Here is a 24826-nt window from a genome sequence, read left to right on the forward strand (position 1 = left end):
CGTCTCCGGTGCGACGTCTGCAGGACGGTGCGACGGATGCAGGGCCCGAATCGGGATTCGCACCTGCAGACGTTGCGCGATGCTGCAGGCGTCGCGGCCCGTCGTACCGCGGGGATCAGCCGGCCGCCGGCCCCACGTAGCGGGACGACGGGCGCAGGATCTTGCCGTCCTGCACCTGCTCGCAGGCGTGTGCGCCCCACCCGATGAGGCGGGCGGACGCGAAGGTGGGCGTGAACAGCTCCCGGGGGATCCCGCATGCCTCCATCACGACCGCCGCATAGAGCTCGACGTTCGTGCGCAGCGATCGACCGGGCTTGAGCTCGTCGAGCACCCGGAGCACGGTCTGCTCGACGGTCACGGCGAGGTCGACGCGATCCGAGGCGAGCCCGTCCGAGCGCAGTCGCTGCGCGACGCCCCGGAGCAGCCGTGACCGCGGGTCCTCCGTGCGGTACACGGCGTGGCCGAACCCCATGATGCGGCCGCCGTGGTGCACCCTGTCGCGCACCCAGGCCTCGGCGCGATCGGGGGAGCCGATCTCGTCGAGCATGTCGAGGGTGCGCGCCGGCGCGCCGCCGTGCAGAGGTCCGGCGAGCGCCCCGAGCGCTCCGCCGACGCACGAGGCGAGATCGGCTCCGGTGGAGGCGATCACTCTCGCGGTGAACGTGGAGGCGTTGAATCCATGGTCGATCGCGGCCGTCAGGTAGGTGCCGAGAGCGGTGACCAGACGTGCGTCGGGCGTGCTGCCGAGGAGCATCCGCAGATAGTCGCCGATGGGATCGAGCACGGGATCGGGGGCGAGCGGATCCAGGCCCCGTCCCAGGCGGTGCAGTGCCGCGATGAGCGCCGGCGCCACGGCCGCGAGGCGGACCGCGTCGTCGACGCGCTCCGACTCGTCCTCGTCGTAGAGCGGGCGCCGCCCGTCGGCCGCGGAGACGAGAGCGAGCGCCGTGCGCAGCTGTGCCATGGCATCCAGGCCCGAGCGCGCGATCGACGGAAGTGTCTCCGACACGGGCGCGGGGATTCGGCGGGCCGCGGCCGTGCGCGTGCGCCACCGGCCTGCGCCCGAGTCGTCGGCGGGCAGGGCGCCGAGCGCGACCAGATGCCAGGCGTCCTCGAAGCGCGCGTCGGCGGCGAGCTCCACGCCGGAGACGCCACGGTAGTGGAAGAAGCCCTCGGCGCCGCGCACATCGCCGATGCGCGTCTCCGCGACGACGACGTTGGTGAGGCCTCGGGGGACGTCGATGAGCTGCGTGTCGTTGCGATCGATGGTGATGGCCATGTCGGCTCCTCTCTGGCGAGTCGCGGGTGGCGGCTCACTGCTCTGCGGGCCGCGTTGCGGCCCTGTGCTCACGATCCGACATGGATCCGGATATCGTCAATGTTGATCGGATCAACGAGGAGGACCGCCGTGGATCAGCTCACCGCCGCACAGGCCGCCGCCCGCCTCGGCGTGCGGACCGAGACGCTGTACGCGTATGTGTCCCGCGGGCTGATCTCCCGCGAGCGCGCGGCGCACGGCTCGCTCTTCGATCCCCTGGAGGTCGAGCGCTTCGCCCGCACCCGCCGGAGGACGACCTCGCCGTCGCACGGGGGCGCGCGAGCCGCGGGCGCGGACGGGAGTCCCCTCGCCGTGATCGATACGGACATCGCGCTGATCGAGGACGGCGAGCTGTGGATCCGGGGCGTGCCCATCGACGAGCTGATCGCCCCACCGGGGGAGGCGCCGCGATTCGACGGCGTGGTGCGCTGGCTGTTCGAACGCACCGCGCTCCCGCTGCCCGATCCGCGACCTCTCCGCTCGGCCGACCGCGACGCCGCTCGTGCGGTCGTCGCCGCACTGCCGCCGGAGTCGCCGGCGTTCAGTCGGCTGCTCGCGATCGTGGCGGCCCTCGCCGCGGGCGATCCGGAGCGATACGACCTGCGACCGGAGACGGTGGCGCGCGTCGCCCGGCGGCTCGTGGCGGGGCTCGTCGACGCCCTGCCGTCGGCGGCCCCCTCGGACGCCGTCGAGCGCGACGACGCGGGAGGAAGCACTCCGCTGGCCGCGCGACTCTGGCCGCGTCTGAGCGCCCTGCCGGCGACCGCCGAGCGCGTGCGAGTGCTGGATGCGGCACTCGTGCTGCTCGTGGACCACGACATGGCCGTCTCCACGCTCGCTGCACGTGCGGCCGCCTCGGCGCGCGCCCATCCCTACGCGGTGGTGACCGCCGGATTCGGAGCCCTCGACTCCGCCCTGCACGGTGCTGCCAGCGCGTCCGTGCACGCCCTCCTGAGCGCCGTGCGGGCGGGCGCCGACGTCACGGCGGCGATCGCGACGGCCACGCGGCTCGGCGGTGCGGGCGTCCCCGGCTTCGGACAGCCGCTCTACCCCGGCGGCGATCCCCGTGGCAGGCTCCTGCTCCGGGCTCTGCGGGAGACCGGGGATCCGCGCGCCGAATCGGCGTGGGAGGTCGCCGAGGAGGTCATCGACGTCGTGCGCACCCGCACCGGGCTGCTCCCGACCGTGGATCTGGCGCTCGCGACGATCGCGCTCGCATGGGACATGCCGCCCGACGCGGGGGAGATCGTGTTCGCGGTCGCTCGATCGGCGGGATGGTGCGTGCATGCGCAGGACGAGTACGGCCGAGCCCCTCTGCGTCTGCGGCCGATCGGCCACTACGTCGGCCCGGATGCGGCGGATCTCCAGCAGCCCGGCAACATAGCTCGGTAGGCTGGATCGGTGCGGCGGACCCTGGTCCGGTGCATCCGATTCGCTTCAGGAGGCAGATACGGTGGCGATCCTTCCCGGCATCTCCGGTCCCCGTGACCTCGACCGGCTGACCCCCGACCAGCTCACGGAGCTCGCGGCCGAGATCCGTTCCTTCCTGATCGAGAACGTCGCGCGCACCGGCGGGCACCTGGGTCCGAACCTGGGCGTCGTCGAGCTGACCATCGCGCTGCACCGCGTGTTCTCCTCGCCCGAGGACCCGATCATCTTCGACACGGGTCACCAGTCCTACGTGCATAAGCTGCTGACGGGTCGGCAGGACTTCTCCGCCCTGCGCTCGCGCGGCGGACTCGCTGGATACCCGCAGCGCTCGGAGAGCGCCCACGACGTGGTCGAGTCCTCCCACGCCTCCAGCTCGCTCAGCTGGGCGGACGGCATCTCCCGGGCGTTCACGGCGACCGGCCGGGCGGACCGCCACGTGGTCGCCGTCGTCGGTGACGGTGCGCTCACGGGCGGCATGACCTGGGAGGCGCTCAACAACATCTCCGACGACAACGAGCGCAACCTCGTGATCGTCGTGAACGACAACGGCCGCTCGTACGCGCCGACGATCGGCGGGATGGCGCGCTACATGAACCGCGTGCGCACCGCAGGGGTCTACCGCGATCTCCATCAGAAGTCGGATCGGTTCTTCCGCGCCTTCGGACCACTCGGGCGCGCGTTCTACCGCGGCGTGCGCGGCGGCACGCACGGCTTCCTCTCCCGCTTCTCGAACAACGAGGAGCTCTACTCGAACCTCGACATCAAGTACCTGGGGCCCGTCGACGGGCACGACATCCAGGCGCTCACCGAGACGCTGCAGCTCGCGAAGGACTTCGGCGCGCCGGTCATCGTGCACGTCATCACCGAGAAGGGCCGCGGCTATCAGCCGGCGCTCGACGACGAGGCCGACCAGTTCCACGCCGTCAACAAGATCGATCCGAAGACCGGCGCGCCGCTCGCCGCATCCGGGACGGGCTGGACCGACGTCTTCGCCGAGGCGCTGGTGGACGTCGGCGGGCGCACGCCGAACGTCATCGCGATGACTGCGGCGATGCTGCGCCCCACGGGGCTGGCCCCGTTCGCGGAGCGCTTCCCCGACCGCGTCTACGATGTCGGCATCGCCGAGCAGCACGCCGTCACGGCGGCGGCGGGACTCGCGTACGGCGGCCTGCATCCGGTCGTGGCCCTCTATGCGACCTTCATGGGGCGAGCGTTCGACCAGGTGCTCATGGATGTCGGCCTGCATCGCGCGGGCGTCACGTTCATCCTGGATCGCGCCGGCGTCACCGGCCCCGACGGGCCCAGCCACCACGGCCTGTGGGACCTGTCGATGCTGCAGATCGTCCCGGGCATCAGGATCGCGGCACCGCGGGACGGCGCGCGTCTGCGCGAGGAGCTCGAGGAGGCCGTCGCGGTCGACGATGCGCCGACCGTCATCCGATTCCCCAAGGGGGCGGTGACGCCGGAGATCCCCGCCCTGGAGCGCCTGCACGACGGGGTGGACGTGCTGTCCCGCGGCGAGGGCGAGGACGTGCTGCTCGTCGGCATCGGGCCGTTCGCGACGCTCGCGCTGGACGTGGCGGAGCGACTCAAAGCCCAGGGCATCGGCGCGACCGTGATCGACCCGCGCTGGGCGATCCCGGTGCAGCCGTCCGTGGTGGAGCTGGCGGCCCGGCACCGCCTGGTGATCACGCTCGAGGACGGGATCCGCGTCGGCGGCGTCGGCACGCGCGTGCGTCAGGTGCTGCGCGAGGCGGGCATCGACACGGCGGTCGACGAGCTGGGCCTTCCCGATGCGTACATCGATCACGCGAGCCGCGAGCAGATCCTCGAGGACGCCGGACTCACCGCGGGCAAGATCGCGCAGGACGTGGTCGCGCAGGTGCTCGGAACCCGTGTGCCCATCGCGCGGCCCACGGGAGAGGTGCCCCTGCACACCGGCACAGTCGAGATCGTCGCCGGCCGCACCGTTGACACCGAGGCCGAAGAGCCCAGGCGGCTCTGAGGCGGCTGCCGTCAGGCGCTCTCCGGGCTCACCGAACGGCAGACGTGGTTCGCCGCCGGCGGCGGAACCAGGGCCGCGTCGTGATTCCCTGGTCGGCGCGCAGCGCGATGGACGCGGTTCTCGCCCATGCGAGCGGGATGGCCGCGCTGCCGGAGAGGAAGCCGGTGACGAGGAACGCGCTCATCAGGCTGGGCTGGTCCCGGAACAGGAGATGCGAGACGGCGAGCGAGACGGCGCCCGAGAAGACGACGCCGAATGCGCACCAGACGAGCACGTGAGTGCGGAAAGTCCGGACCCGGACCATGACTTGCCCGAGCAGAAGCGCGGGGAGGATGCCGAGCACCGTGGCGATGAGGCTGATGGGGACGGCGTAGACGCCGACGAAGAGCACGAGCCCGATCGATCCGGAGAGCGCAGAGAGGAAGACCTCGATCGACGGCCCGTCGTGGAACATCCCCATGACGAGGCTCGCCAGCCCCGAGAGGATCAGGAAGAGGGCGAGGTGCAGGGCGACGGCCCGTGCCGCACCGGCGGCGAACTCGCCGGAGTCGAACGCCATGGGCTTCGTGGCCGTGCGCGGCGGAGCCGCCTCGTCGATGCTCATGGCCGCACGTCCGCGATCTGGTCGAGGAGGTCGCGGGTGACGCCGCGCACGCCCGGGACGCGCAGGAACGGGAGAGCGACGGCGAAGAGCCGCAGGCCCGTGTCCAGGAGGCGAGCGGTCTTCGCCTGGTCGGGGGACTCGTCATAGGTCCATCGCAGGATGAGCGCCAGGTACATGGGGAAGATGGCCGCGGGGAGGCGCTCCGCGATGTCGTCGGGGACGCGATGCGAGGCGCCCTCGACGACCTCCTTCAGGAGCCCGATCGTCATGTCGCGGGCGGGTGACGACTCCACGGACAGCGGGTTGATGGGGGAGTCGGGGGAGACCATCGCGCTGAGGAATCCGGGGGCGACGGCGCGGTAGGCGCTCACGGTCTCCAGGCCCGTCTCGAAGAACACGCGCAGGCGGTCCACGAGGCCCGTCGTGCCGGCGAGGCGCGGCCGTGCCGCGTCGCCGTGATCGCGCTGCTGCTGGTCGTACAGATCCTGGACCAGGTGCTCCTTGGAAGGGAAGTAGTAGTACGCGTTGCCGACCGAGACCCCGGCCTCCTTGGCGATGAGGCGGATGGTCGTGTCGGGGTAGCCGCGTTCGACGAAGGATGCCATCGCCGCGTCCCGGATCCGTGCCCGCGTCGCCTCCGCCTTGGGCGTCAGCGGCTTCTGGGGATTGTCCTTCTCAGAACTGAACATGTTCAAAGACTAGCGCCGGATGGCGGACACGTCCAACGGTGGGAACCGTGTACCGGGGCGGGAGCTCAGCCGAGGTCGGCGAGCGTCTCGGCGACGAGGGCGGCGACGGAGTCCTGCGCCCGCGCGCGGTCGTCGTCGACCAGCCCGATCCGGGTGCGGCGGTCGAGCACGTCATCGGCGGTGAGCGCGCCCTCCGCGCGCACCGCGAACTCGACCTCGGCCCGCGTGACGTCGATCCCCGGGGCGATGGGCGTGGCGGGCTCGAGACAGCGCGCTCGTGCGAGGACGCGTCCGGCTTCGGCGCCGTAGCGCCAGTCCAGGGCGCGGGCGGGCGCCGTCGGTGCGGCGATCGCGCCGACGAGAGGCAGCGAGGCGGTGCGGCAGGGGCCCGCCGAGAGGTCCGCCAGCCCGATGGCGCGATCGACCGCGTCCTGCGCCATGCGGCGGTAGGTGGTGAGCTTCCCGCCGAGCACGTTGACGAAACCGCCCTCCGAGACGGCGACGAGATGCCGCCGCGAGATGTCCGCGGTGGTCTCCGCTCCCGTGTCGACCAGTGGGCGGAGTCCGGCATAGGCGCCGCGTACCTGATCCCGCCGGATCGGCGCCCGTAGACCGCGGTTGAGCGTGTCGAGCAGGAAGCGGATCTCGGACTCGGTCGGCGCGGCGACGGCGGGCACCGGTCCCGGTGCGTCCTCGTCGGTAAGTCCGACGACGACGCGCCCGAGCTGCTGCGGGAGGGCGAACACGAAGCGGCTGATCGAGCCGGGATGCGGCAGCGTGAGCGCGGCCGTCGGGTCGCCGAGATCGGCGGCGTCGAGCACGATGTGGGTGCCGCGGCTCGGTCGCATCCGGATCGTGTCATCGAGCTCGCCGGCCCAGACGCCCGTGGCGTTCACGACCGCGCGTGCGCGGAGATCGAAGGTCTCCCCGGAGAGCGCATCCTCGACCCGTGCGCCGCGACCATGCAGCGAGAGCGCCCGCGTGCGGGTGAGGATCCGTGCGCCCCGCGCCGCCGCGGTGCGCGCGACCGCCACGACCAGCCGCGCGTCGTCGACGAGCTGACCGTCCGCCGCCAGCACGGCTCCGCGGAGCCGCGCCGGATCCAGCGCCGGCACCAGGCGCCGTGCGGTCCGGGCGCTGACCGGGTGCGGTGCCGGCAGGATCGAGCGTGCGGTGCCCGCCCGGAGCCGCAGGAGGTCGCCGAGCGCGAAGCCGACGGCGCCCGTGGCGCGCTGGCGGGCTGTCACGGCGGGGGAGAAGGGAAGCAGCTGAGCCAGGGGGCGGATCAGGTGAGGGGCGATCCGGGTCATGAGCAGATGCCGCTCGGTCGCGCTCTCGCGAGCCGTCGCGACGTCACCGGTCGCGAGATAGCGCAGGCCGCCGTGCACGAGCTTCGAACTGAACCGGCTCGTGCCGAAGGCGAGATCCTCGGCCTCGATGAGCACCACGCTCAGCCCGCGGGACGCGGCGTCGAGGGCCACGCCCACGCCGGTGATGCCCCCGCCGACCACGAGCAGATCGGCGGTCTGCTCGGCGGCGAGCGCGAGCTCGCGGCGGCGGCGCACGGCGTCGAGCATCGCAGACCCGGTCACGGCCGGAGCAGCCCTTCCAGCGCGGCCCGCAGTTCCCGCTCCCAGGAGGCCTCGTCGATGAGCTCGCTCACGGTGCTGTGCGAGAGCAGCGCCGACTGGGTGATGAGCAGCATCATCACGGCCATGGCCTGCGGGTCGTCGCGGCGCACGGAGCCGTCGTCCTGTGCGGCGTCGATCGCCGCGGCGAGCCAGGCGAGGATCGCGCGCTGGCTGGATCCCACGCGTTCGAGCGTGTAGCGGGTGAACGCCTCCGGCTCCTCCGCCAGCAGATGCCGGTAGACGGAGTCTGCGCGGAACCGCGCCGCGAAGCGGAAGACGTCGTCGACGATCGCGGTGCGCGTCGTCGCCGGCTCGTCGAATCCGGCGAGGATGCCGATCACGCGTCGCAGCAGGGCCGCGCGCACCACGTCGTCGGCGTCGGACCAGTTCCGGTAGATCGTGGGGCGGCTGACCCCGGCCCGGCGGGCGAGCTCGGCGATCGTCACGCCGCGCACGCCGCGCATCGCGATGAGTGCGTCGGCGGCATCCAGGATCCTGGTCTGCGTCGCGTCCCAGCTCGGCAGCGACGCGGCGAGAGTTGCTTGACGTTTTGTCATGATCTGTCACACTGTAACGCATGACCCCCGAGAACGGCACGGCGCCGAACGACAGGAACGTCGAGGTCGCGTCCGCTCCGGCCGCGCCCATGCGCTGGGACGGGTGGGGCGATCCCGCCCGGGCGGAGAGCCTGCCGTTCGCGGTGCGATCGCTGCTGCCGCTCGTGGTGGGCCGCGTGCGCCGCCCACCCGCGGGGCCTGTGCTCGAAGACGTGCACGTGGAGGCCACCGCGCTGACGCCGGACGACATCGCCGCCTTCACAGCTCTGCTCGGGGCGCAGCATGTGCGCACGGACGCAGAGAGCCGCATCCGGCATGCGGGCGGCAGATCCACGCCCGACCTTCTCCGACGCAGGCAGACCGCGCAGTCGGCGCCGGATGCGGTGCTGCAGCCGGCCGGGCACGACGAGGTGGCCGCGTGCCTGCGGATCGCGACCGAGCGCGGCCTCGCCGTCATCCCGTTCGGCGGCGGCACCAGCGTCGTCGGAGCGCTCGAGCCGGAGCGCGGCGCGCACCGGGGCGTCGTCAGCCTCGACCTCGGACGGATGAGCGGGCTTCTGCAGTACGACGCGGTGAGCGCGGAGGCGGTGCTCGCCGCCGGCACCTCTGGTCCTGAGGCCGAGCGGCTGCTGGCGGGGCACGGCATGGAGCTCGGGCACTACCCCCAGAGCTTCCGTTACGCGACGATCGGCGGCTTCGCCGCAGCGCGTTCCTCGGGCCAGAACTCGGCCGGATACGGGCGTTTCGACGCGATGGTCACGGGGATCAGGGTCGCGACGCCGACGGGAGACCTGGAGCTCGGCCGTGCGCCGGGGAGCGCCGCCGGCCCCGATCTGATCCGCCTGTTCCTGGGGTCGGAGGGGATCTTCGGCGTGATCACCGAGGTGCGCGTGCGGGTGCATCCCGTGCCCGCCGAACGGCTCATGGAGTCGTGGAGCTTCCCCGACTTCGCCACGGGCGCGGCGGCCCTGCGCGCGGTCGCCCAGCACGGCGGAGGGCCCACGGTGATCCGCCTCTCGGACGAGACCGAGACCGGCGTGAGCCTCGCGCAGGTGGGGAGGATCGGCCGGGCGCTCGCGAAGGGCGCGAGCGCGGTGACCGTGTTCGAGGGCGATGATGTCGCAGGCCGTCGTGCACGCACCGCGGAGCTCCTGCAGGGAGCCGGAGGCACGTCGCTCGGCGAAGGCGCCGCCGAGGATTGGCTGCGCACACGCTTCGACGGTCCCTATCTGCGCGACGCGCTGCTGGATGCCGGCGTCTTCTGCGAGACGCTGGAGACGGCGACGACGTGGTCACGGCTGCCGGCGCTGCGCGAGGCCGTGACCGCGGCGATCAAGGACGGCTTCTCGGAGGTCGGCCGCAAGGCGTTCGTGATGTGCCATGTCTCCCACGTCTATCCGACCGGCGCCTCGCTGTACTTCACCGTGCTGGCACCGCTCGGGAGCGATCCCCTCACCGCCTGGGCGGGTGTCAAGCACCGGGTCGGCGACGCCATCATGGCGGCAGGCGGGACGATCAGCCATCACCACGCGGTGGGCCGCGATCACGCCCCGTGGCTCTCCGAGGAGATCGGAGAGACTGGGATCCGGATCCTCGCCGCCGTCAAGCGCGAGCTCGACCCCCACGGCGTGATGAACCCCGGGGCGGTGCTCGGGCCGGCGACGCCCGCTCCCGTGAGCACGAAGGCATAGGCGAGTGCCGAAGATCGCGCTCGTCGCCAATCCACGCTCCGGGAAGGGGCGCGGCGCCGCCGCTGCCGACGCGGCCGTCGCCGCGCTGCGTGCCGCGGGCGCCGATGTCCAGCGGCACGCAGGGGCATCCGCCGCCGAGACGCGGGCCCTCGTCGCCGCCGTGCTGGCCGAGCAGCCGGACGTGCTCGTCGTCGTCGGAGGCGATGGGACCGTGTCGGGGATCCTGCCGGAGCTCGCCGGTGCGAGCGTGCCGCTCGCCGTGGTGCCGGCGGGGACCGGCAACGACCTGGCCCGAGCCTTGGCGCTGCCCCTGCAGGATGCGGCCGCGGCGGCAGGGATCGCCCTGCACGGAATCCCGCGTCGCATCGATGTGGGAGAGGTGGTGACCGCGGAGCGCACGGTACCGTTCCTCACCGTCGCCGCGCTCGGCTTCGATGCGAAGGTCAGCGACCGCACCAACCGGCTTCGGTGGCCACGCGGCGCCGCGCGCTACTACCTCGCGATCCTCATCGAGCTGGCCCGGCTGAGGCCCGTGCGGTTCCGGCTCGGGTGCGACGGCGAGGCGATGCACGATGCGCCGGGCACGCTCATCGCGGTCGGGAACACGACGAGCTACGGCGGCGGGATGCCGATCAGCCCTGCGGCCCGCCCGGACGACGGCCTGCTCGACGTGGTGCATGTGGCGCCGCTGCACCGCAGCACGCTGGTGCGCCTGTTCCCGCTGCTGCTCACCGGCCGGCACCTGCAGCGCAGGGAGGTCGCGCATCGCCGCGTGCGGGAGATCTCGGTCGAGGCCGACGATCTCGTGGTGTACGCGGACGGCGAGCGCATCGTCGAGGGCGCGTGCGCCATCCGCGTGCGTCCCGGCGCGCTGACGATGATGGTTCCGGAAGGGGAATGAGGCGATGACGGGCTTCGACGAGGATGTCGTGGTGGTCGGATCCGGGTTCGGCGGTTCCGTCGCCGCCCTGCGGCTGGCGGAGAAGGGCTACCGCGTGCGGGTCTACGAGGCGGGGCGGCGGTTCGCCGACGAGGACTTCGCAGCCACGAACTGGAACGTGCGCCGCTACCTGTGGGCCCCCGCGCTCGGATGCTTCGGGGTGCAGCGCATCCACCGCCTGCCGCACGTCATGATCCTCGCCGGCGCGGGCGTCGGCGGCGGCTCCCTGAACTACGCGAACACGCTCTACCAGCCGGGCGCGGCGTTCTTCGACGACCCGCAGTGGGCGCACATCGCCCCGTGGCAGGAGGAGCTCTCCCCGCACTACGCCACTGCCAAGCGCATGCTCGGCGTCGTGGAGCACTATCCGCACACCGGGCCGGTGGAGCGGATCATGGCGGGAGCGGCCGAAGACCTCGGCGTCGCGAAGACGTTCCGCCGCGCCCCGGTGGGCGTGTACTTCGGCACCCCGGGCGAGACCGTGCCGGATCCGTTCTTCGGCGGGGAAGGACCCGCGCGCACCGGCTGCACGCTCTGCGGCAACTGCATGGTCGGGTGCCGCGTGGGGGCCAAGAACACGCTCGTGAAGAACTATCTCGCCCTCGCCGAGCTCCGCGGCGTCGTCATCGAGGCGCTGCGCACGGTCGTGGAGGTGCGGGAGCTCGCCGAAGGCGGGTTCGCCGTCACGACCCGCCGCAGCGGAGCCTGGGGGCGGGGCCGCAGGCGTACCGTCACCGCAGAGCACGTCGTGCTCGCTGCGGGCACCTGGGGCACGCAGCAGCTGCTGCATCGCATGAAGGCGTCGGGCGCGCTGCCGCGGATCCCGGATGCGCTGGGCCGCCTCACCCGCACCAACTCCGAGGCGCTCGACGGCGCGGTCGCCACGTCCGTCCCGGAGAGTGCCGGCTTCGCCCACGGCGTGGCGATCACCACGTCGTTCCACGTGGACGAGCGCACCCACGTCGAGAACGTCCGCTACGGGCCCGGGTCCAACCTGATGGGTGCACTCGCCACGGTGCTGGTTCCGGGAGGGGCGCCCCTTCACCGGCGCCTGGCGGCTCTGGGGACGGCGATCGTGCGCCACCCGATCCGCCAGCTCCGCCTCGGCTCGCTGCGCCGGTGGAGCGAGCGCGGGATCATCGCGCTCGTCATGCAGAACGCCGACAACTCGCTGACGCTCTCGCTGCGTCGTCGATTCGGACGCGATGTCCTCACGAGCGCCCAGGGGCACGGCGCCCCGAACCCGAGCCATCTGCCCGAGGCGCACCGGGCGGCCGCCGCGATCGCGGCGCGGATGACCGCCGAGACCGGCGTGCCCGCCGCGGCGCGCGGATCCTGGCCCGAGGTCTTCGGGATCCCCTTGACCGCGCACTTCCTGGGCGGTGCGGTGCTCTCCGACGCGCCCGCGCACGGTGTCGTCGACCCGTACCACCGGGTGTGGGGGCATCCCGGGCTCTCGGTCGTCGACGGTGCCGCCGTGCCCGCGAACCCGGGCGTCAACCCGTCCCTCACGATCACGGCCCTCGCCGAGCGTGCGGTGTCCTATTGGCCGCGCCGCGGAGAGCCGGATCCGCGCCCGCCGCAGTCCTGACACGACGAGGGCCGCCTCCCTCCGGAGACGGCCCTCGTCTGCGACGCGAACGATCAGCTCTGGGCGATGCCCCGGATCGTCGGCGTGTGGAACGTGCCGCCGAAGACGCGCTCCGACGCGCCCTCGCGGTCCAGGTACGGCGAAGCACCGCCGTCGATGAACGGCCAGCCCGCACCGAGGATGAGGCAGAGGTCGATGTCCTCGACCTCGGGCACCACGCCCTCGTCGAGCATGAGCCGGATCTCCTGTGCGAGGCCGTCCTGCACGCGACGCAGGATCTCGGCCGCCGGAGTCGGGGTCGATCCTGCCGCCTGCTTGACGAGCTTCTCCGCGGCCTTCGTGAACCCGGTCACGCGACCGCCCTTGTCCTTCTCGACCACCTCGGGCAGATCGGCCAGGGCGTGGAAGTTCTCGTTGGCGTAGAACCGGTCCGGGAACGCGTGCACCATCGTGTCCTGCACGTGCGCGGCGACCTTCCAGCCGACCAGGTCGATGAGCTGGAACGGTCCCATGGGCAGACCGAGCGGAGCGAACGCCTTCTCGACGTCGGCTACCGGGGTGCCCTCGTAGACGGCCCGCGCGGCCTCGCCCATGACCTTGGCGAGGAGGCGGTTCACAACGAAGCCGGGGGCGTCCGCGGTCAGCACGGCGTTCTTGCCCAGGCCCTTCGCGACCACGAACGCGGTCGACAGGGCCGCCTCGGTCGTCGTCGGCGTCTTCACGATCTCGATGAGCGGCATGACGGCCACGGGGTTGAAGAAGTGGAAGCCGACCAGCCGCTCCGGGTGGGCGAGCTTCGCACCGATCTCCTCGACGGAGAGCGACGACGTGTTGGTCGCGAGGATCGCGTCCTCGGCGACGATCTTCTCGATCTCGCCGAACACGGCCTGCTTGACGCCGACCTCCTCGAACACGGCCTCGATCACGAAGTCGCAGTCCGCGTACAGGCTCTTGTCGGTCGTGCCGGTCACGAGGCCGCGCAGCTTGTTCGCGCTGTCCGCGTCCAGGCGACCCTTCGCCTCGAGCTTGCCGATCTCGTCGTGGATGTAGGCGACGCCCTTGTCGACGCGCGCCTGGTCGAGGTCGGTGATCAGCACGGGCACCTGCAGCTTGCGCACGAACAGCAGCGCGAACTGGCTGGCCATCAGGCCGGCGCCGATGATCCCGACCTTGGTGACCTTCTTGGCGAGGGCCTTGTCGGGCGCGCCGACGGGGCGCTTCGCACGCTTCTGCACGAGGTCGAACGCGTACATCGAGGCGGCGAACTGGTCGCCGGTGACGAGGTCTGCGAGGGCCTCGTCCTCGCGGGCGAAGCCTTCCTCCCTGGTTCCGCTCCTGGCCTTGTCGAGCAGGTCGAGGGCGACGTAGGGCGAACGGGGGACGGTGCCGATCTTGGACTCGAGCATGCCGCGGGCCATCTTGATCGCGATCGGCCACTTGGTGAGCCGCTCGATCTTGCCCGGCTCGTTCCTGCGCTCGACCTTCTTGCCGCCGAGGACCGCGTCGGCCCAGCGGAGCGAGTCCTCGAGGAAGTTCGCGGCGGGGAAGATCGCGTCCATCATGCCGAGCTCGAAGGCCTGCTGCGGCTTGAGCATGCGGTTCTGCTTCAGCGGGTTCGAGACGACGACCTCGAGCGCGTTCTCGATGCCGATGAGGTTCGGCAGCAGGTACGCGCCGCCCCAGCCCGGGATGATCCCGAGGAAGACCTCGGGAAGGGCGAGTGCCGCCGCGGAGGCGTCGACCGTGCGGTAGGTCGAGTTCAGGGCGATCTCGACGCCGCCGCCCAGGGCGAGCCCGTTGACGAAGGCGAACGACGGGACGCCCAGCGTGCTGAGCGAGCCCAGCACCTTGTGACCGAGCTGCGCGATGAGGCGGGCATTGTCGCGGGATCCGACCCGGCTGATGTCGGAGAGGTCGGCGCCCGCGGCGAGGATGTACTGCTTGCCGGTGATGCCGACGGCGTCGATCTCGCCGGCGCCGACGCGCGCCTTCAGCGCCGCGAGCGTCTCGCCGAGCTCCGTGAGGGTGGCCGGGCCGAGCGTGTTCGGGCGGGTGTGGTCGCGTCCGTTGTCGAGCGTGATGAGGGCGAGCACCTTGCCGGAGGGCAGACGCACGTCGCGCACGGGGGAGTGCGTGACGACCTCGCCCTCGGTGAGGGCCATGATGGGCGTGAAGTCGATGGCGTCGTAGTTCGTCATTCCTGCGCTCACTTCCGCTTCTTGCCGTCGAAGTAGGGGTTCTCCCAGATGACCGACCCGCCCTGGCCGAGACCCACGCACATCGCGGTGAGGCCGTAGCGGACGTCGGGACGCTCGGCGAACTGCGCGGCGAGCTGGATCATGAGTCGCACGCCGCTCGCGGCGAGCGGGTGGCCGAGGGCGATCGCGCCGCCCCAGGCGTTGACGCGCGGGTCGTCGTCCGCGATGCCGAAGTGGTCGAGCAGGGAGATGACCTGGATCGCGAACGCCTCGTTCAGCTCGAACAGGCCGATGTCGTCGATCGTGAGGCCGGCCTTCTTCAGCGCCTTCTCGGTGGACGGGATCGGGCCGATCCCCATGATCTCCGGCTGAACGCCGGCGAACGCGAACGACACCATGCGCATCTTCGGGGCGAGCCCGAACTCCTTGACGGCGCCCGATCCGGCGAGCAGCGACATGGTCGCGCCGTCGGTCAGGGGCGACGAGGTGCCGGCGGTGACGCGACCGTGCGGACGGAACGGCGTCTTGAGGTTCGCCAGATCCTCCATCGTGGTCTGCGGGCGGCGCCCCTCGTCCTCGGTCGCGAGGCCCCAGGCGCCGTCGGCGTCCTTGATCGCGACGGGCACGAGGTCGGGCTGGATCTTGCCCGCGTCATAGGCGGCCTGGACCTTGTGCTGGCTCAGCATGCCGAACCGGTCGGAGCGCTCCTTGGTCAGGTGCGGGAAGCGGTCGAAGATGCGCTCCGCGGTGACACCCATGTTGAGGGCGCCCGGGTCGACCATCTTCTCGGCGACGAACCGCGGGTTCGGGTCGGCGTTGCCGCCGATGGGGTGGTGCCCCATGTGCTCCACGCCGCCCGCGAGGGCGAGGTCGTACATGCCCACGCCGATCGATGCGCCCATCGTGGTGACGCTGGTCATGGCGCCGGCGCACATGCGCTCGACGGCGAGGCCGGGCACGGTCTGCGGGAGGCCGGCGAGGATCGCGACGGAGCGCCCGAGGGTCAGACCCTGGTCACCCGTCTGCGAGGTCGCGGCGATCGCGACGTCGTCGATCCGATCCAGGGGGACGTCGCCGTTGCGCTCCATCAGACCGATCGTGGCCTTGACGGCCAGGTCGTCCGCGCGGGTGTTCCAGTACATGCCCTTCTCGCCGGCGCGCCCGAAGGGGGTGCGCACTCCATCGACGAAGAAGACGTCCGAGATCTCGGCCACTCTGCCTCCACACATCCAGTTCGAAGACCGAGCGGCTGCCGGGCCTCCAGATTTCAGGGTTGACCTCAGCCTAGGAGCGGGGGTGGATACGCGGACGAATCGGTTGGGCTGAACCTACGAAGAGGATCCGGGCGCCTCGTCCGGCGTTTGAGCAGCTTCGACAAAAGCATCCGCGATCCGCTGTGCGGTTTCCTCAATCTGCCACCGTCGTGCGTCGCGTGCGGCGAGGGCCTCTCCGATCGTGCCGGCGTCGACCGGCACCGGCGGCTCCCACGCGATGCGGCGCAGCGTGTCGGGCGTGAGCAGGTTCTCGGTCGGCATGCCGAGCTCCTCGGCGTGCGCCTCCACGGCCGCGCGCGCGGCCTTCAGTCGCGCATCGGCCTCGGGGTTGCGGTCGGCCCACGCGCGCGGCGGCGGCGGCGCGTCGCTCGGCACGCGCTCGCGGGGCAGATCCGTCCGCTCCCGCCCGCGCTCGATCGCGGCCCACCATCGATCGATCTGGCTGCGGCTGGCGCGTCCGGTGAAGGCGGAGACCGCGGCGAGCGCGCCCTTGCTCTGCGGGTTCGCCTGCACGGCGGCGATGAGCGCACGATCCGGCACGAGCCGCCCGGGCGAGACGTCGGACTCGCGGGCGAGCTCCTCGCGCGCCTCCCAGAGCTCGCGGGCCACGGCGAGGTTCTTGGCGCCGCGCACCTGGTGCAGTCCGCTCAGGCGACGCCACGGCTCCTCCCTGGGCGGCTTGGGGCGGCGCACGCGGGCGGCTTCGAACTCCTCGTCCGCGAACCCGGTCTTGCCCGCGGCGTCGAGCTCGGCGGCGATGAAGTCGCGCACGTCGATGAGGTGCAGCACATCGAGCTCGGCGTACTCGAGCCACGCGTTCGGCAGGGGGCGCGTGGACCAGTCCGCCGCCGAGTGCTCCTTCGCGAGCACGATGCCGAGGGCGCGCTCCACGACGGCGGCCAGTCCGACGCGCTCGTAGCCGAGCAGACGCGCGGCGAGCTCGGTGTCGAACACGCGCGCGGGCTCGAGGCCCAGCTCGTGCAGCGAGGGCAGATCCTGGCTCGCGGCGTGGAAGACCCACTCCTCGGCGCCGATCGCCTCCTGCAGGGGAGCGAACGACGTGATCGCGATGGGGTCGAACAGGAACGCTCCCGCGTCGCGGCGGAACACCTGCACGAGGTAGGCGCGCTGCGAGTAGCGGAAGCCGGAGGCGCGTTCCACGTCGACGGCGACGGGTCCCTGTCCTGCGGCGAGCGCGTGTGCGGCGGACGCGAAGGCCTCATCGCTGTCGATGACGACGTAGTCAGTCACGGATGGTTCTCCTGGCGCCGAACACGGCGATGTCCTCTGAGCCTGGCGGCAGTCCCGCCAGCATTCCGACCAGTTCCGCCCACGCCTCGGCGTGCGGCGCGAGCCGGCCCGTCGGCGACCACGACGCACGGAGTTCGATCTGTGCGCCGTCGCCCTCCGCGGCCAGCCCGCCGAACCCCTTGGACAGGGTCTTCGTCGAGGTGCCGGACGCGGAGTGGTGCGTCGCGCCGCGGGAGGCCAGCGCGTCGATCAGCCAGGACCACGCTACATCGGCGAGCAGCGGATCCGTGCCGATCTCCGGCTCGAGGGGCGCTTGGGCGAACGCGACGATGCGCCACGGCCCGCCCCACGCGTCCGGCGCGGCGGGGTCGTGCAGCAGCACGAACCGGCCCGTGCCGTAGAGCGAGTCGCCGTTCTCGTCGGGGCGCACGTCGGCGGCGAACGCCAGGGCGTCGGGGGCGAGCCCCGAAGGCGCGGGGATCTCGCGCACGACGATGTCGGTGCGGAATCGCAGCGCCCGCAGCTGCTCGGCGGCGTGCGCGAAGGCGCCGTCAGGTCCGGGATGAGCGCTCACGCGGACAGACTAGAGTCAGGAGGCGATGAAGAGTCTCAGGCACGCCGCGACGGTCGGCGCGATCGCACTCGCGGGGGCCGCGGCTCTCGGCGCCGCGATCGGAGGAGCCCTCGTGCTACGGATCGCGCGCGAGGTGATCACCCCAGCGCCACGCAAGAACGACACCGAGGTCCTGGCGGTCGACACCGGGGCGCAGACGATCGAACTCGGACGCACACCCGACACGGAGCTCCCGGGGAGTTACGGCCTCTACGTGGACGGGACGCCGGGCTACGTCAAGCTCGGTGCGGTCCTGCACGCCGACGGCGGCACCGTGCGCCGCAAGCTCTTGACGCAGATCGAGCCCGGCGCCGAGATCGGCCGCCATGCGGCGTTCAGCGGCTACTACTACCTGGCTCCGAGCGAGCTGCACCTGCCGTACGAGTCCGTGCTGATCGGCACACCGGCGGGCCCCTGTCCGGCGTGGCTGTTCCCTGCGGCGTCGACCACCTGGGTGATCCAGGTGCACGGCCGCGGCGCGACGCGCTCGGAGTGCCTGCGGGCCGTCCCGGTCCTGCACGCCGCGGGTCTGCCCGTGCTCGTCACGTCGTACCGGAACGACGGCGAGGGCCCGCGCACGCGGCCGGGCTCGTACGGCCTCGGTGCGACGGAGTGGCGGGACGTGGACACCGCGATCGCGTATGCGCTGCGTCACGGAGCGGAGCGGATCCTCCTCATGGGCTGGTCGATGGGCGGCGCGATCGCGCTGCAGACCCTCGTGTCCTCCGACCACGGCGGCGCGGTCGTGGGCATGATCCTGGACTCGCCGGTGGTGGACTGGCGCACCGTGCTGCGGTACCAGGCGCGGGAGATGGGGCTGTGGGATCCGCTCCCGCAGCTCGCGATGGACGCTCTGGAGCAGCCCTGGTCGGCACGGCTCAGCGGCGCGGACCAGGCGATCGCCTTCGACGCGCTGGACATGGTCGCCCGCTCGGCCGAGCTGGACGTGCCGATCCTGCTGCTGCACAGCGACGACGACGGCTTCGTGCCGTCCGATGCTTCGCACGCTCTCGCGGCGGCGCGCCCCGATCTGGTGACGATGCCCGTGTTCACGGGCGCCCGTCACACCAAGCTCTGGAACTACGACCAGACCCGCTGGACACACGCGATCAGCGACTGGCTCGGAGAGCACGGATTCGCCGACTGAGCCCGGCGGTCCCGCGACGACGCGCTCAGGCGGCGAGGCGGGCGCGCACCTGACGCTTGGCGCGCATCAGCATTCCGGTCATCCCGGAGATGCGCAGCGGAGACACGACCCGGGTGAGTCCGATCGACTGCGGGAAGTCGTCCGGGATCGCCAGCACCTCGTCCGGGCTCAGCCCGGCGATGCCCTGCGCGAGGATGCTCGCGAACCCACGGGTCGTCGGCGCCTCCGCCGGCGCAGTGGCGTGCATCGTCACCGCGTCGTCGGCCACCTCGAGATAGATGTACACGGGCGACTGGCATTCGGCCACGCGCTCCGTCATCTCGGGATGCGCTGCGACCTCGTCCGAGACCGGCGGGAGCTCGTTCGAGAACTCCAGCAGCAGCTGCAGCCGATCCGGCTCGGGAAGCTCCAGGAACTCGTCCCTGATCTGCGCCAGCCGGTCGGGGAGGGCGTGCGGATCGGGCAGGGGAGAGGCGGGGAGATCGGTCATCCCCGCCATTCTCCCACGCTCAGATCGAACCGGGCTCCTCGCCGGTGACGATCGGCACGCGCACCGCGCTGCCCCACTCGGTCCACGATCCGTCGTAGTTGCGCACGTTCTCGAAGCCGAGGAGGTGCTTCAGCACGAACCAGGTGTGCGCGGAGCGTTCTCCGATGCGGCAATAGGCGACGACCTCGTCCCCGGGGGCGAGGCCCGCGCCGTCCAGGTAGATCGCCTCGAGCTCCGCGCGCGGCTTGAACCCGCCGTCCTCTGCGACGGCCTTCGCCCAGGGCACGTTCTGCGCCGTCGGGATGTGTCCGGCGCGCAGCGCGCCCTCCTCGGGGTACGCCGGGGCCGAGGTGCGCGAGCCGTTGTACTCCTCCGGCGAGCGCACGTCGATCAGCGGGTTGCCGAGGTGGGCCAGCACGTCGTCCTTGTACGCGCGCAGCACCGTGTCGTCGCGCTCGACGACCGGATACTCGGTCGCCGCGCGGTTCGGGAGGTCGGTCGTGATCTCGCGCCCCTCGGAGATCCAGCGGTCGCGGCCGCCGTCGAGCAGGCGGACGTCCTCGTGGCCGAAGAGCGAGAACACCCAGAGCGCGTACGCGGCCCACCAGTTGTTCTTGTCTCCGTAGATGACCACGGTGTCGTCCCGCGCGATGCCCTTGCGGCTCAGCAGCTCGGCGAAGCCGGCGCCGTCCACGTAGTCGCGCACGACCGGGTCGTTGAGCTCGGTGTGCCAGTCCACCTTCACCGCGCCCGGGATGTGGCCCGTCTCGTACAGCAGCACGTCCTCGTCGGACTCCACCACGACGAGGCCCTCCTCGCCGAGGTGCGCGGCGAGCCAGTCGGTGGTGACCAGACGGCCGGGCTCCGCGTAGTCGGCGAACGAAGCGGATGAGGTGTCGAACTCGACGGTCACAGGGGGCTCCCTCGGTGATGGTGTTGCAGGGCGATGTGCTCGTGAACGGTCCCGCCGCAGGCGATGACGCGCGGTGAAACCGGGGACGACGACGGCGTAGGGTTGATCCGTCACTTCGACACTAGAACCCCGTGCGCCCCTGCGCATCCGCAGGGTAAGACTTCGACACAGGATCCGTATGACCGATCAGGCCGCCTCCGCCGGCGTCGTCCATCTCATCGACCGCCAGCCGCAGATGACCGGCACCGAACTGCTGGGGGGTCTCGTCCCGCCGCCGCAGTTCGACGGCGCGACCTTCGAGAGCTATCGCTCCGATCCTGTCTACCCCTCGCAGGAGGAGGCGAAGCAGCAGCTCGTCGCCTTCTCGACCGGTGCACAGCCGGTCAAGCGCGGAGGGCTCTTCCGCCGCGCGCCCAAGGTCCCCGAGACCAAGCCCGGCGTCTATCTCGACGGCGGGTTCGGCGTGGGCAAGACCCACCTGCTCGCGTCGATCTATCACGCCATGCCGGCCCGCCGGAAGTACTTCGGATCCTTCATCGAGTACACCGCGCTCGTCGGAGCACTCGGCTACCGCAACACGGTCGACCTGCTGCGCGGATCGGACCTGCTGTGCATCGACGAGTTCGAGCTCGACGACCCGGGCGACACGATGGTGATGACGCGCCTGCTCGGGGAGCTGGTCGGCTCGGGCACCCGCCTCGCCGCCACCTCGAACACGCCGCCGAACGCCCTGGGCGAGGGCCGGTTCGCCGCGCAGGACTTCCTGCGCGAGATCCACGCGATGGCCGACAGCTTCGAGACGATCCGGATCGACGGGGTCGACTTCCGGCAGCGCGCCCTCGACGGCCACGCGGTCTCGCTCACGCCGGAGCAGTACAGCGCGGAGCTGGCCGCGCTGAGCGCCAGTCACCGGGTGTCGGACGACGCGTTCGACGAGATCGTCAAGCACCTCGCGCAGGTGCACCCCTCTCGGTACATCCGCCTCATCGACGGCCTCGCCGCGCTGGGCATCCGCGACGTGCGCCAGCTCACCGACCAGTCCGAGGCGCTGCGCTTCGTCGCCTTCGTGGATCGCGCCTACGACGCGCAGATCCCGATCCTCGCGACCGGACGCCCGCTGGACGAGGTGTTCAGCGAGGAGATGCTCGGCGGCGGCTACCGCAAGAAGTACCTGCGCGCGATCTCCCGTCTGAACGCGCTCTCGCACGCGGAGCGACCCGAGGCCGGCTGAGCCGCCGTCCGGGACCGCGCACTCTGCGAAACACGTTGTTCACACGGGAGCGCGTCCTGTAACACCGCCGCAACATCCACCGCGACCGCACGAAACACAGCGTCGACACACTGAAACGCACAACGCGATCAGGTGGAGGCGTAAGGCATGGAAGCGACAGGGAACATCTCCTGGGGAGTCACGGCGACGGCGCTCGTGCTGCTCATGACGCCGGGAGTGGCGTTCTTCTACGGCGGCCTGGTGAAGGCCAAGAGCGTCATCAGCATGATGATGATGAGCTTCGGCGCGATCGGGCTCGTCGCCGTGCTGTGGATCCTGTACGGCTCGTCCATGGCGAGCGTCTCGTCTCCCACCCAGTTCGCGGGCGACCCGTTCGCCGACTTCGGGCTCGCGTCGCTCGCCAGCGGCAAGGGCTCCAACGTCGCGCTGCTGACCGTGGGCTACGGCGCGACCTTCGCCATCATCACCGTGGCGCTCATCTCCGGCGCCATCGCCGACCGCGCCAAGTTCGGTCCGTGGCTCATCTTCGTGGGCGTCTTCGCCACCGTCGGGTACTTCCCGATCGCCGCGTGGGTGTGGGGCGGCGGCTGGATCATGCACCTGGGCGGGATGCTCTTCGGGGAGAAGAGCGGCATCGAGTTCATCGATTACGCGGGCGGCACCGCGGTGCACATCAACGCGGGCGCCGCCGCCTTCGCCCTCGCCCTCGTGCTCGGCAAGCGGATCGGATTCCAGAAGGGCATCCAGAAGCCGCACAACGTGCCGCTGACGCTTCTGGGCGCCGCGCTGCTGTGGTTCGGCTGGTTCGGCTTCAACGCCGGGGCGCAGTGGACCACCAAGGGGATGGACGGCGTCGGCCTCATCACGATCAACACCTTCGGCGCGGCCGCGGCCGGCATCCTCGGCTGGATCCTGATCGAGCGGATCCGCGGCGGCAAGGCGACCTCCATCGGCGCCGCCAGCGGCGCGGTCGCGGGCCTCGTGGCGATCACCCCCGCGTGCGCCAACCTGACGCCGGGCTGGGCGCTGCTGCTGGGCGCCATCACCGGAGCGGTGTGCGCGCTGGCCGTCGAGCTCAAGTTCCACCTCGGCTTCGACGACTCGCTCGACGTCGTCGGCCTGCACCTCGTCGGCGGCTTCATCGGCACGATCTACCTGGGCTTCTTCGCCACCGGGCAGGGCCTGTTCACGGGCGGCGACCTCCGTCTGCTCGTCGTCCAGGTGCTGGCATCGGGCGGGGTGCTCGTCTACTCCTTCGTCGTGGCGCTGATCATCGGCCTCGTCATCGACAAGACCATCGGCTTCCGTGTCACCAGCGAGGACGAGATCGCCGGCGTCGACCTCGTGGTGCACGGCGAGGAGGGCTACGCGCTCACCTCGTGAGACCCGCGGGGATGCGGGAACGCGCGGATAGGGTGTCGTTGTGACCACCAATGGCAACGGCATCCTGTCCGCGCTCGTCGCCGCAGGCGCGGCGATCCTCACGTCGTTCGCCCGTGGTTCCGGCAAGACCGAGGCGGCGCGTCGGCCCGCGACGGGGAACCGCCCGGCCGCGGGCACGGCCACTCTCGAGCCGGGCCACGGCGGCATCGCCGAGACGGTCGAACTCGATCCGAGATCGGTGCGCGGACTCCGCGTCCGCTACGCACCGCAGCGGGACGGCGCTCCGGACGCGGGCGAGATCGTGTGGACGTGGGTGCCCTACGCGGAGCGCGACGGGCGCGGCAAGGACCGTCCCGTGCTCGTGATCGCGACCCAGTCCGCGGATCGCGTGTACGCGGTGAAGCTCACCAGCAAGTCGCACGACGGCGACCGCGACTTCCTCTCCCTCGGATCCGGTCCCTGGGACGGCCAGGGGAGGGAGAGCTGGGTCGACGTGGACCAGCTCTACAGCGTGCACGTCTCGGGCGTGCGCCGTGAGGCGGCGGCCCTCGACCGCGACCGCTTCGAGAGGGTCGCCGGTGTTCTCGAACGACGGTTCGGATGGACCGCCGGCTGAGGCCGGCCGCGCGGTGCTGAGGACGGTCGCGGTCGAACTCAGGACGAGGTGCGCGTCTCCGGCGTCGTCCGGGCGAAGGCGGGCCCGGCGAGGAACCACACCGCCACGACGACGGCGAGGGTGATCATCTGCGCCCAGAGCGGATTCGTCCCTGCCGCTTCCAGCGTCGACGGCAGCGGATCCCGTCGGACGACGAGCGCGAGGACCGCGAGGATCGCGGCCGCGATCGCGGCCGCCAGCACGACGCGCAGCCACTCGACCCACAGGGCGCGCACGTAGGCGGCGCTGCCCTTGGCAGGCTTCGGAGGGCGCGCGACCCCGGCGAATCGGCGGGCGAAGGTCGCGTCCGCCCAGCGGATCAGCGGATGGCCGAAGGCGATCGTGAAGCCGAGGTAGGAGGCCGCCAGTGCGTGGGAGGGCGTGGGAGCCGATCCGCGGGCGAGGTCGATCACCACGAAGGCGAGCAGTGCGAGGTCGATCACGGGGAGGGACCACAGCAGCACCGTGCTGAGGGTGCGGCGGCGCAGCAGATAGCGGGCGGCCAGCGCCAGGACGAGCGCGATCCAGAAGCCCGCCTCGGCCCCGAGGATTCCTGCGATGATCATGCGTCGTCCTCTCCTCGGCGCGGGGCCAGATCCTTCAGCCAGCGCTGCACCGCGCCGCGGGCCCTGTCTCGCGAGTTGAGCCCCGGGGCGACGAGCAGCTGCAGCGTGAGCCCGTCCACGAACGCGTGCAGCCGCATCGCCTCCTCGTCGAGGTCGAGATCGGCGCGGACCATCCCGAGCCGGCGCAGATCCGTCAGCACGGTGACGATGAGCTCACGCACGGCCGTGACGCTCTCGTCGGCGACGGCCTGCAGCGACGCGTCGGTGCGGGACCGATCCAGGAACTCGAGATACGCGGCGAACTCCGCATGGGTGCGGTCGGTGACCGGGAGGAGCTCGACGAGCATCGCCGCCACGCGTTCGCGCAGGTCGGGGATCTCGGCCGCAGCGCGGATCCGCATCGCCACCGTCTCCACGAGGGCGGTCATCGCGAAGTTCATCAGCTCGGCCTGCGAGGGGAAGAAGTGCCGCACCGATCCGGCGGCGAGCCCGGCTTCGGCCGCGACGGCACGGACGGAGACGCCGGGGAGCCCGTCGCGAAGGATGATCCGCCACGTCGCCTCGGCGAGCACTCGGCGGCGTTCCGCCGCATCGATCCGATTGACCATGAGTCCAAACTAGCACGGGCGTGCTAGTTTGGCGCAGCCC

General features: G+C 71.6%; 22 protein-coding genes. 9 read left to right on the forward strand and 13 right to left on the reverse strand.

The window, feature by feature from the left end:
• Positions 1–115 precede the first annotated feature (115 nt).
• Positions 116–1279, reverse strand: coding sequence for a citrate synthase (locus RL72_RS16215; RefSeq protein WP_156156825.1), 1164 nt, complete (start codon positions 1277–1279; stop codon positions 116–118).
• Positions 1280–1408: 129 nt separating this feature from the next.
• Between RL72_RS16215 and RL72_RS16220 the strand changes: the two genes are divergently transcribed.
• On the forward strand, positions 1409–2710 hold the full coding sequence (locus RL72_RS16220) for a citrate/2-methylcitrate synthase (RefSeq protein ID WP_248700504.1): 1302 nt from the start codon (positions 1409–1411) through the stop codon (positions 2708–2710).
• 61 nt (positions 2711–2771) lie between these two features.
• Positions 2772–4754 (forward strand): 1-deoxy-D-xylulose-5-phosphate synthase, encoded by a 1983-nt coding sequence (gene dxs / locus RL72_RS16225; RefSeq protein ID WP_045251924.1) that lies wholly within the window; start codon positions 2772–2774, stop codon positions 4752–4754.
• A 28-nt stretch (positions 4755–4782) separates the two neighbouring features.
• Here dxs and RL72_RS16230 read toward each other — a convergent pair whose 3' ends face one another.
• From RL72_RS16230 to RL72_RS16245, 4 genes are all read right to left on the reverse strand, one after another.
• Complete coding sequence (locus RL72_RS16230; protein WP_045251925.1) at positions 4783–5358, reverse strand: hypothetical protein; 576 nt, start codon at positions 5356–5358, stop codon at positions 4783–4785.
• Positions 5355–6047 (reverse strand): TetR/AcrR family transcriptional regulator, encoded by a 693-nt coding sequence (locus tag RL72_RS16235; protein WP_045251926.1) that lies wholly within the window; start codon positions 6045–6047, stop codon positions 5355–5357. The genes RL72_RS16230 and RL72_RS16235 overlap by 4 nt, the downstream gene beginning before the upstream one ends.
• A 65-nt stretch (positions 6048–6112) precedes the next feature.
• Positions 6113–7639, reverse strand: coding sequence for a glycerol-3-phosphate dehydrogenase/oxidase (locus RL72_RS16240; RefSeq protein ID WP_045251927.1), 1527 nt, complete (start codon positions 7637–7639; stop codon positions 6113–6115).
• Positions 7636–8235 carry a TetR/AcrR family transcriptional regulator gene (locus RL72_RS16245; RefSeq protein ID WP_045251928.1) on the reverse strand — a complete coding sequence of 200 codons (600 nt, stop codon included), beginning with the start codon at positions 8233–8235 and terminating at the stop codon, positions 7636–7638. Before RL72_RS16245 ends, RL72_RS16240 begins: the two co-directional genes overlap by 4 nt.
• Before the next feature lie 20 nt (positions 8236–8255).
• Here RL72_RS16245 and RL72_RS16250 point away from each other — a divergent pair, with 20 nt between their 5' ends.
• Genes RL72_RS16250 through RL72_RS16260 form a run of 3 tightly spaced genes read left to right on the forward strand, consistent with a single transcriptional unit; the run spans position 8256 to position 12457 of the window.
• Positions 8256–9926, forward strand: a complete 1671-nt coding sequence (locus RL72_RS16250) for an FAD-binding oxidoreductase (protein ID WP_248700505.1) — start codon at positions 8256–8258, stop codon at positions 9924–9926.
• Positions 9927–9930: 4 nt separating this feature from the next.
• The gene (locus tag RL72_RS16255; RefSeq protein ID WP_045251929.1) at positions 9931–10827 is read left to right on the forward strand and encodes a diacylglycerol/lipid kinase family protein; all 897 of its coding nucleotides are present in this window, start codon (positions 9931–9933) and stop codon (positions 10825–10827) included.
• Between the two features lie 4 nt (positions 10828–10831).
• Entirely contained in the window at positions 10832–12457 is a 1626-nt protein-coding gene (locus RL72_RS16260) for a GMC family oxidoreductase (RefSeq protein ID WP_045251930.1), read from the forward strand.
• Between the two features lie 53 nt (positions 12458–12510).
• Here RL72_RS16260 and RL72_RS16265 read toward each other — a convergent pair whose 3' ends face one another.
• The 4 genes from RL72_RS16265 to RL72_RS16280 form a co-directional block, all read right to left on the reverse strand.
• Complete coding sequence (locus tag RL72_RS16265; RefSeq protein WP_045251931.1) at positions 12511–14655, reverse strand: 3-hydroxyacyl-CoA dehydrogenase NAD-binding domain-containing protein; 2145 nt, start codon at positions 14653–14655, stop codon at positions 12511–12513.
• Positions 14656–14663: 8 nt separating this feature from the next.
• Positions 14664–15869, reverse strand: coding sequence for a thiolase family protein (locus RL72_RS16270; RefSeq protein WP_045251932.1), 1206 nt, complete (start codon positions 15867–15869; stop codon positions 14664–14666).
• 114 nt (positions 15870–15983) lie between these two features.
• A complete protein-coding gene (locus tag RL72_RS16275) occupies positions 15984–17180 on the reverse strand; it encodes an HRDC domain-containing protein (RefSeq protein ID WP_045251933.1) in 1197 nt (398 codons plus the stop codon).
• A complete protein-coding gene (locus RL72_RS16280) occupies positions 17173–17754 on the reverse strand; it encodes a DUF3000 domain-containing protein (RefSeq protein WP_045251934.1) in 582 nt (193 codons plus the stop codon). The genes RL72_RS16275 and RL72_RS16280 overlap by 8 nt, the downstream gene beginning before the upstream one ends.
• 25 nt (positions 17755–17779) lie before the next feature.
• Between RL72_RS16280 and RL72_RS16285 the strand changes: the two genes are divergently transcribed.
• On the forward strand, positions 17780–18940 hold the full coding sequence (locus tag RL72_RS16285; RefSeq protein WP_045251935.1) for an alpha/beta hydrolase family protein: 1161 nt from the start codon (positions 17780–17782) through the stop codon (positions 18938–18940).
• 25 nt (positions 18941–18965) lie between these two features.
• Here RL72_RS16285 and RL72_RS16290 read toward each other — a convergent pair whose 3' ends face one another.
• Together RL72_RS16290 and RL72_RS16295 are read right to left on the reverse strand one after the other, a co-directional pair.
• Entirely contained in the window at positions 18966–19430 is a 465-nt protein-coding gene (locus RL72_RS16290) for a SufE family protein (protein ID WP_045252144.1), read from the reverse strand.
• Positions 19431–19449: 19 nt separating this feature from the next.
• On the reverse strand, positions 19450–20343 hold the full coding sequence (locus RL72_RS16295) for a sulfurtransferase (RefSeq protein WP_045251936.1): 894 nt from the start codon (positions 20341–20343) through the stop codon (positions 19450–19452).
• 178 nt (positions 20344–20521) lie between these two features.
• On the opposite strand from RL72_RS16295, the gene zapE reads away from it, so the two are divergent.
• From zapE to RL72_RS16310, 3 genes are all read left to right on the forward strand, one after another.
• Complete coding sequence (zapE, locus tag RL72_RS16300) at positions 20522–21574, forward strand: cell division protein ZapE (protein WP_045251937.1); 1053 nt, start codon at positions 20522–20524, stop codon at positions 21572–21574.
• A gap of 147 nt (positions 21575–21721) precedes the next feature.
• Positions 21722–22957, forward strand: a complete 1236-nt coding sequence (locus tag RL72_RS16305) for an ammonium transporter (protein WP_045251938.1) — start codon at positions 21722–21724, stop codon at positions 22955–22957.
• A 40-nt stretch (positions 22958–22997) separates the two neighbouring features.
• The gene (locus tag RL72_RS16310; RefSeq protein WP_045251939.1) at positions 22998–23573 is read left to right on the forward strand and encodes a type II toxin-antitoxin system PemK/MazF family toxin; all 576 of its coding nucleotides are present in this window, start codon (positions 22998–23000) and stop codon (positions 23571–23573) included.
• A gap of 38 nt (positions 23574–23611) precedes the next feature.
• On the opposite strand, the gene RL72_RS16315 is transcribed toward RL72_RS16310, so the two are convergent.
• Together RL72_RS16315 and RL72_RS16320 are read right to left on the reverse strand one after the other, a co-directional pair.
• Complete coding sequence (locus RL72_RS16315) at positions 23612–24178, reverse strand: hypothetical protein (protein ID WP_045251940.1); 567 nt, start codon at positions 24176–24178, stop codon at positions 23612–23614.
• On the reverse strand, positions 24175–24786 hold the full coding sequence (locus tag RL72_RS16320) for a TetR/AcrR family transcriptional regulator (protein WP_045251941.1): 612 nt from the start codon (positions 24784–24786) through the stop codon (positions 24175–24177). Before RL72_RS16320 ends, RL72_RS16315 begins: the two co-directional genes overlap by 4 nt.
• Positions 24787–24826 lie beyond the last annotated feature (40 nt).

This window comes from Microbacterium azadirachtae, from assembly GCF_000956545.1.
GTDB classification, from domain to species: Bacteria; Actinomycetota; Actinomycetes; order Actinomycetales; family Microbacteriaceae; genus Microbacterium; species Microbacterium azadirachtae.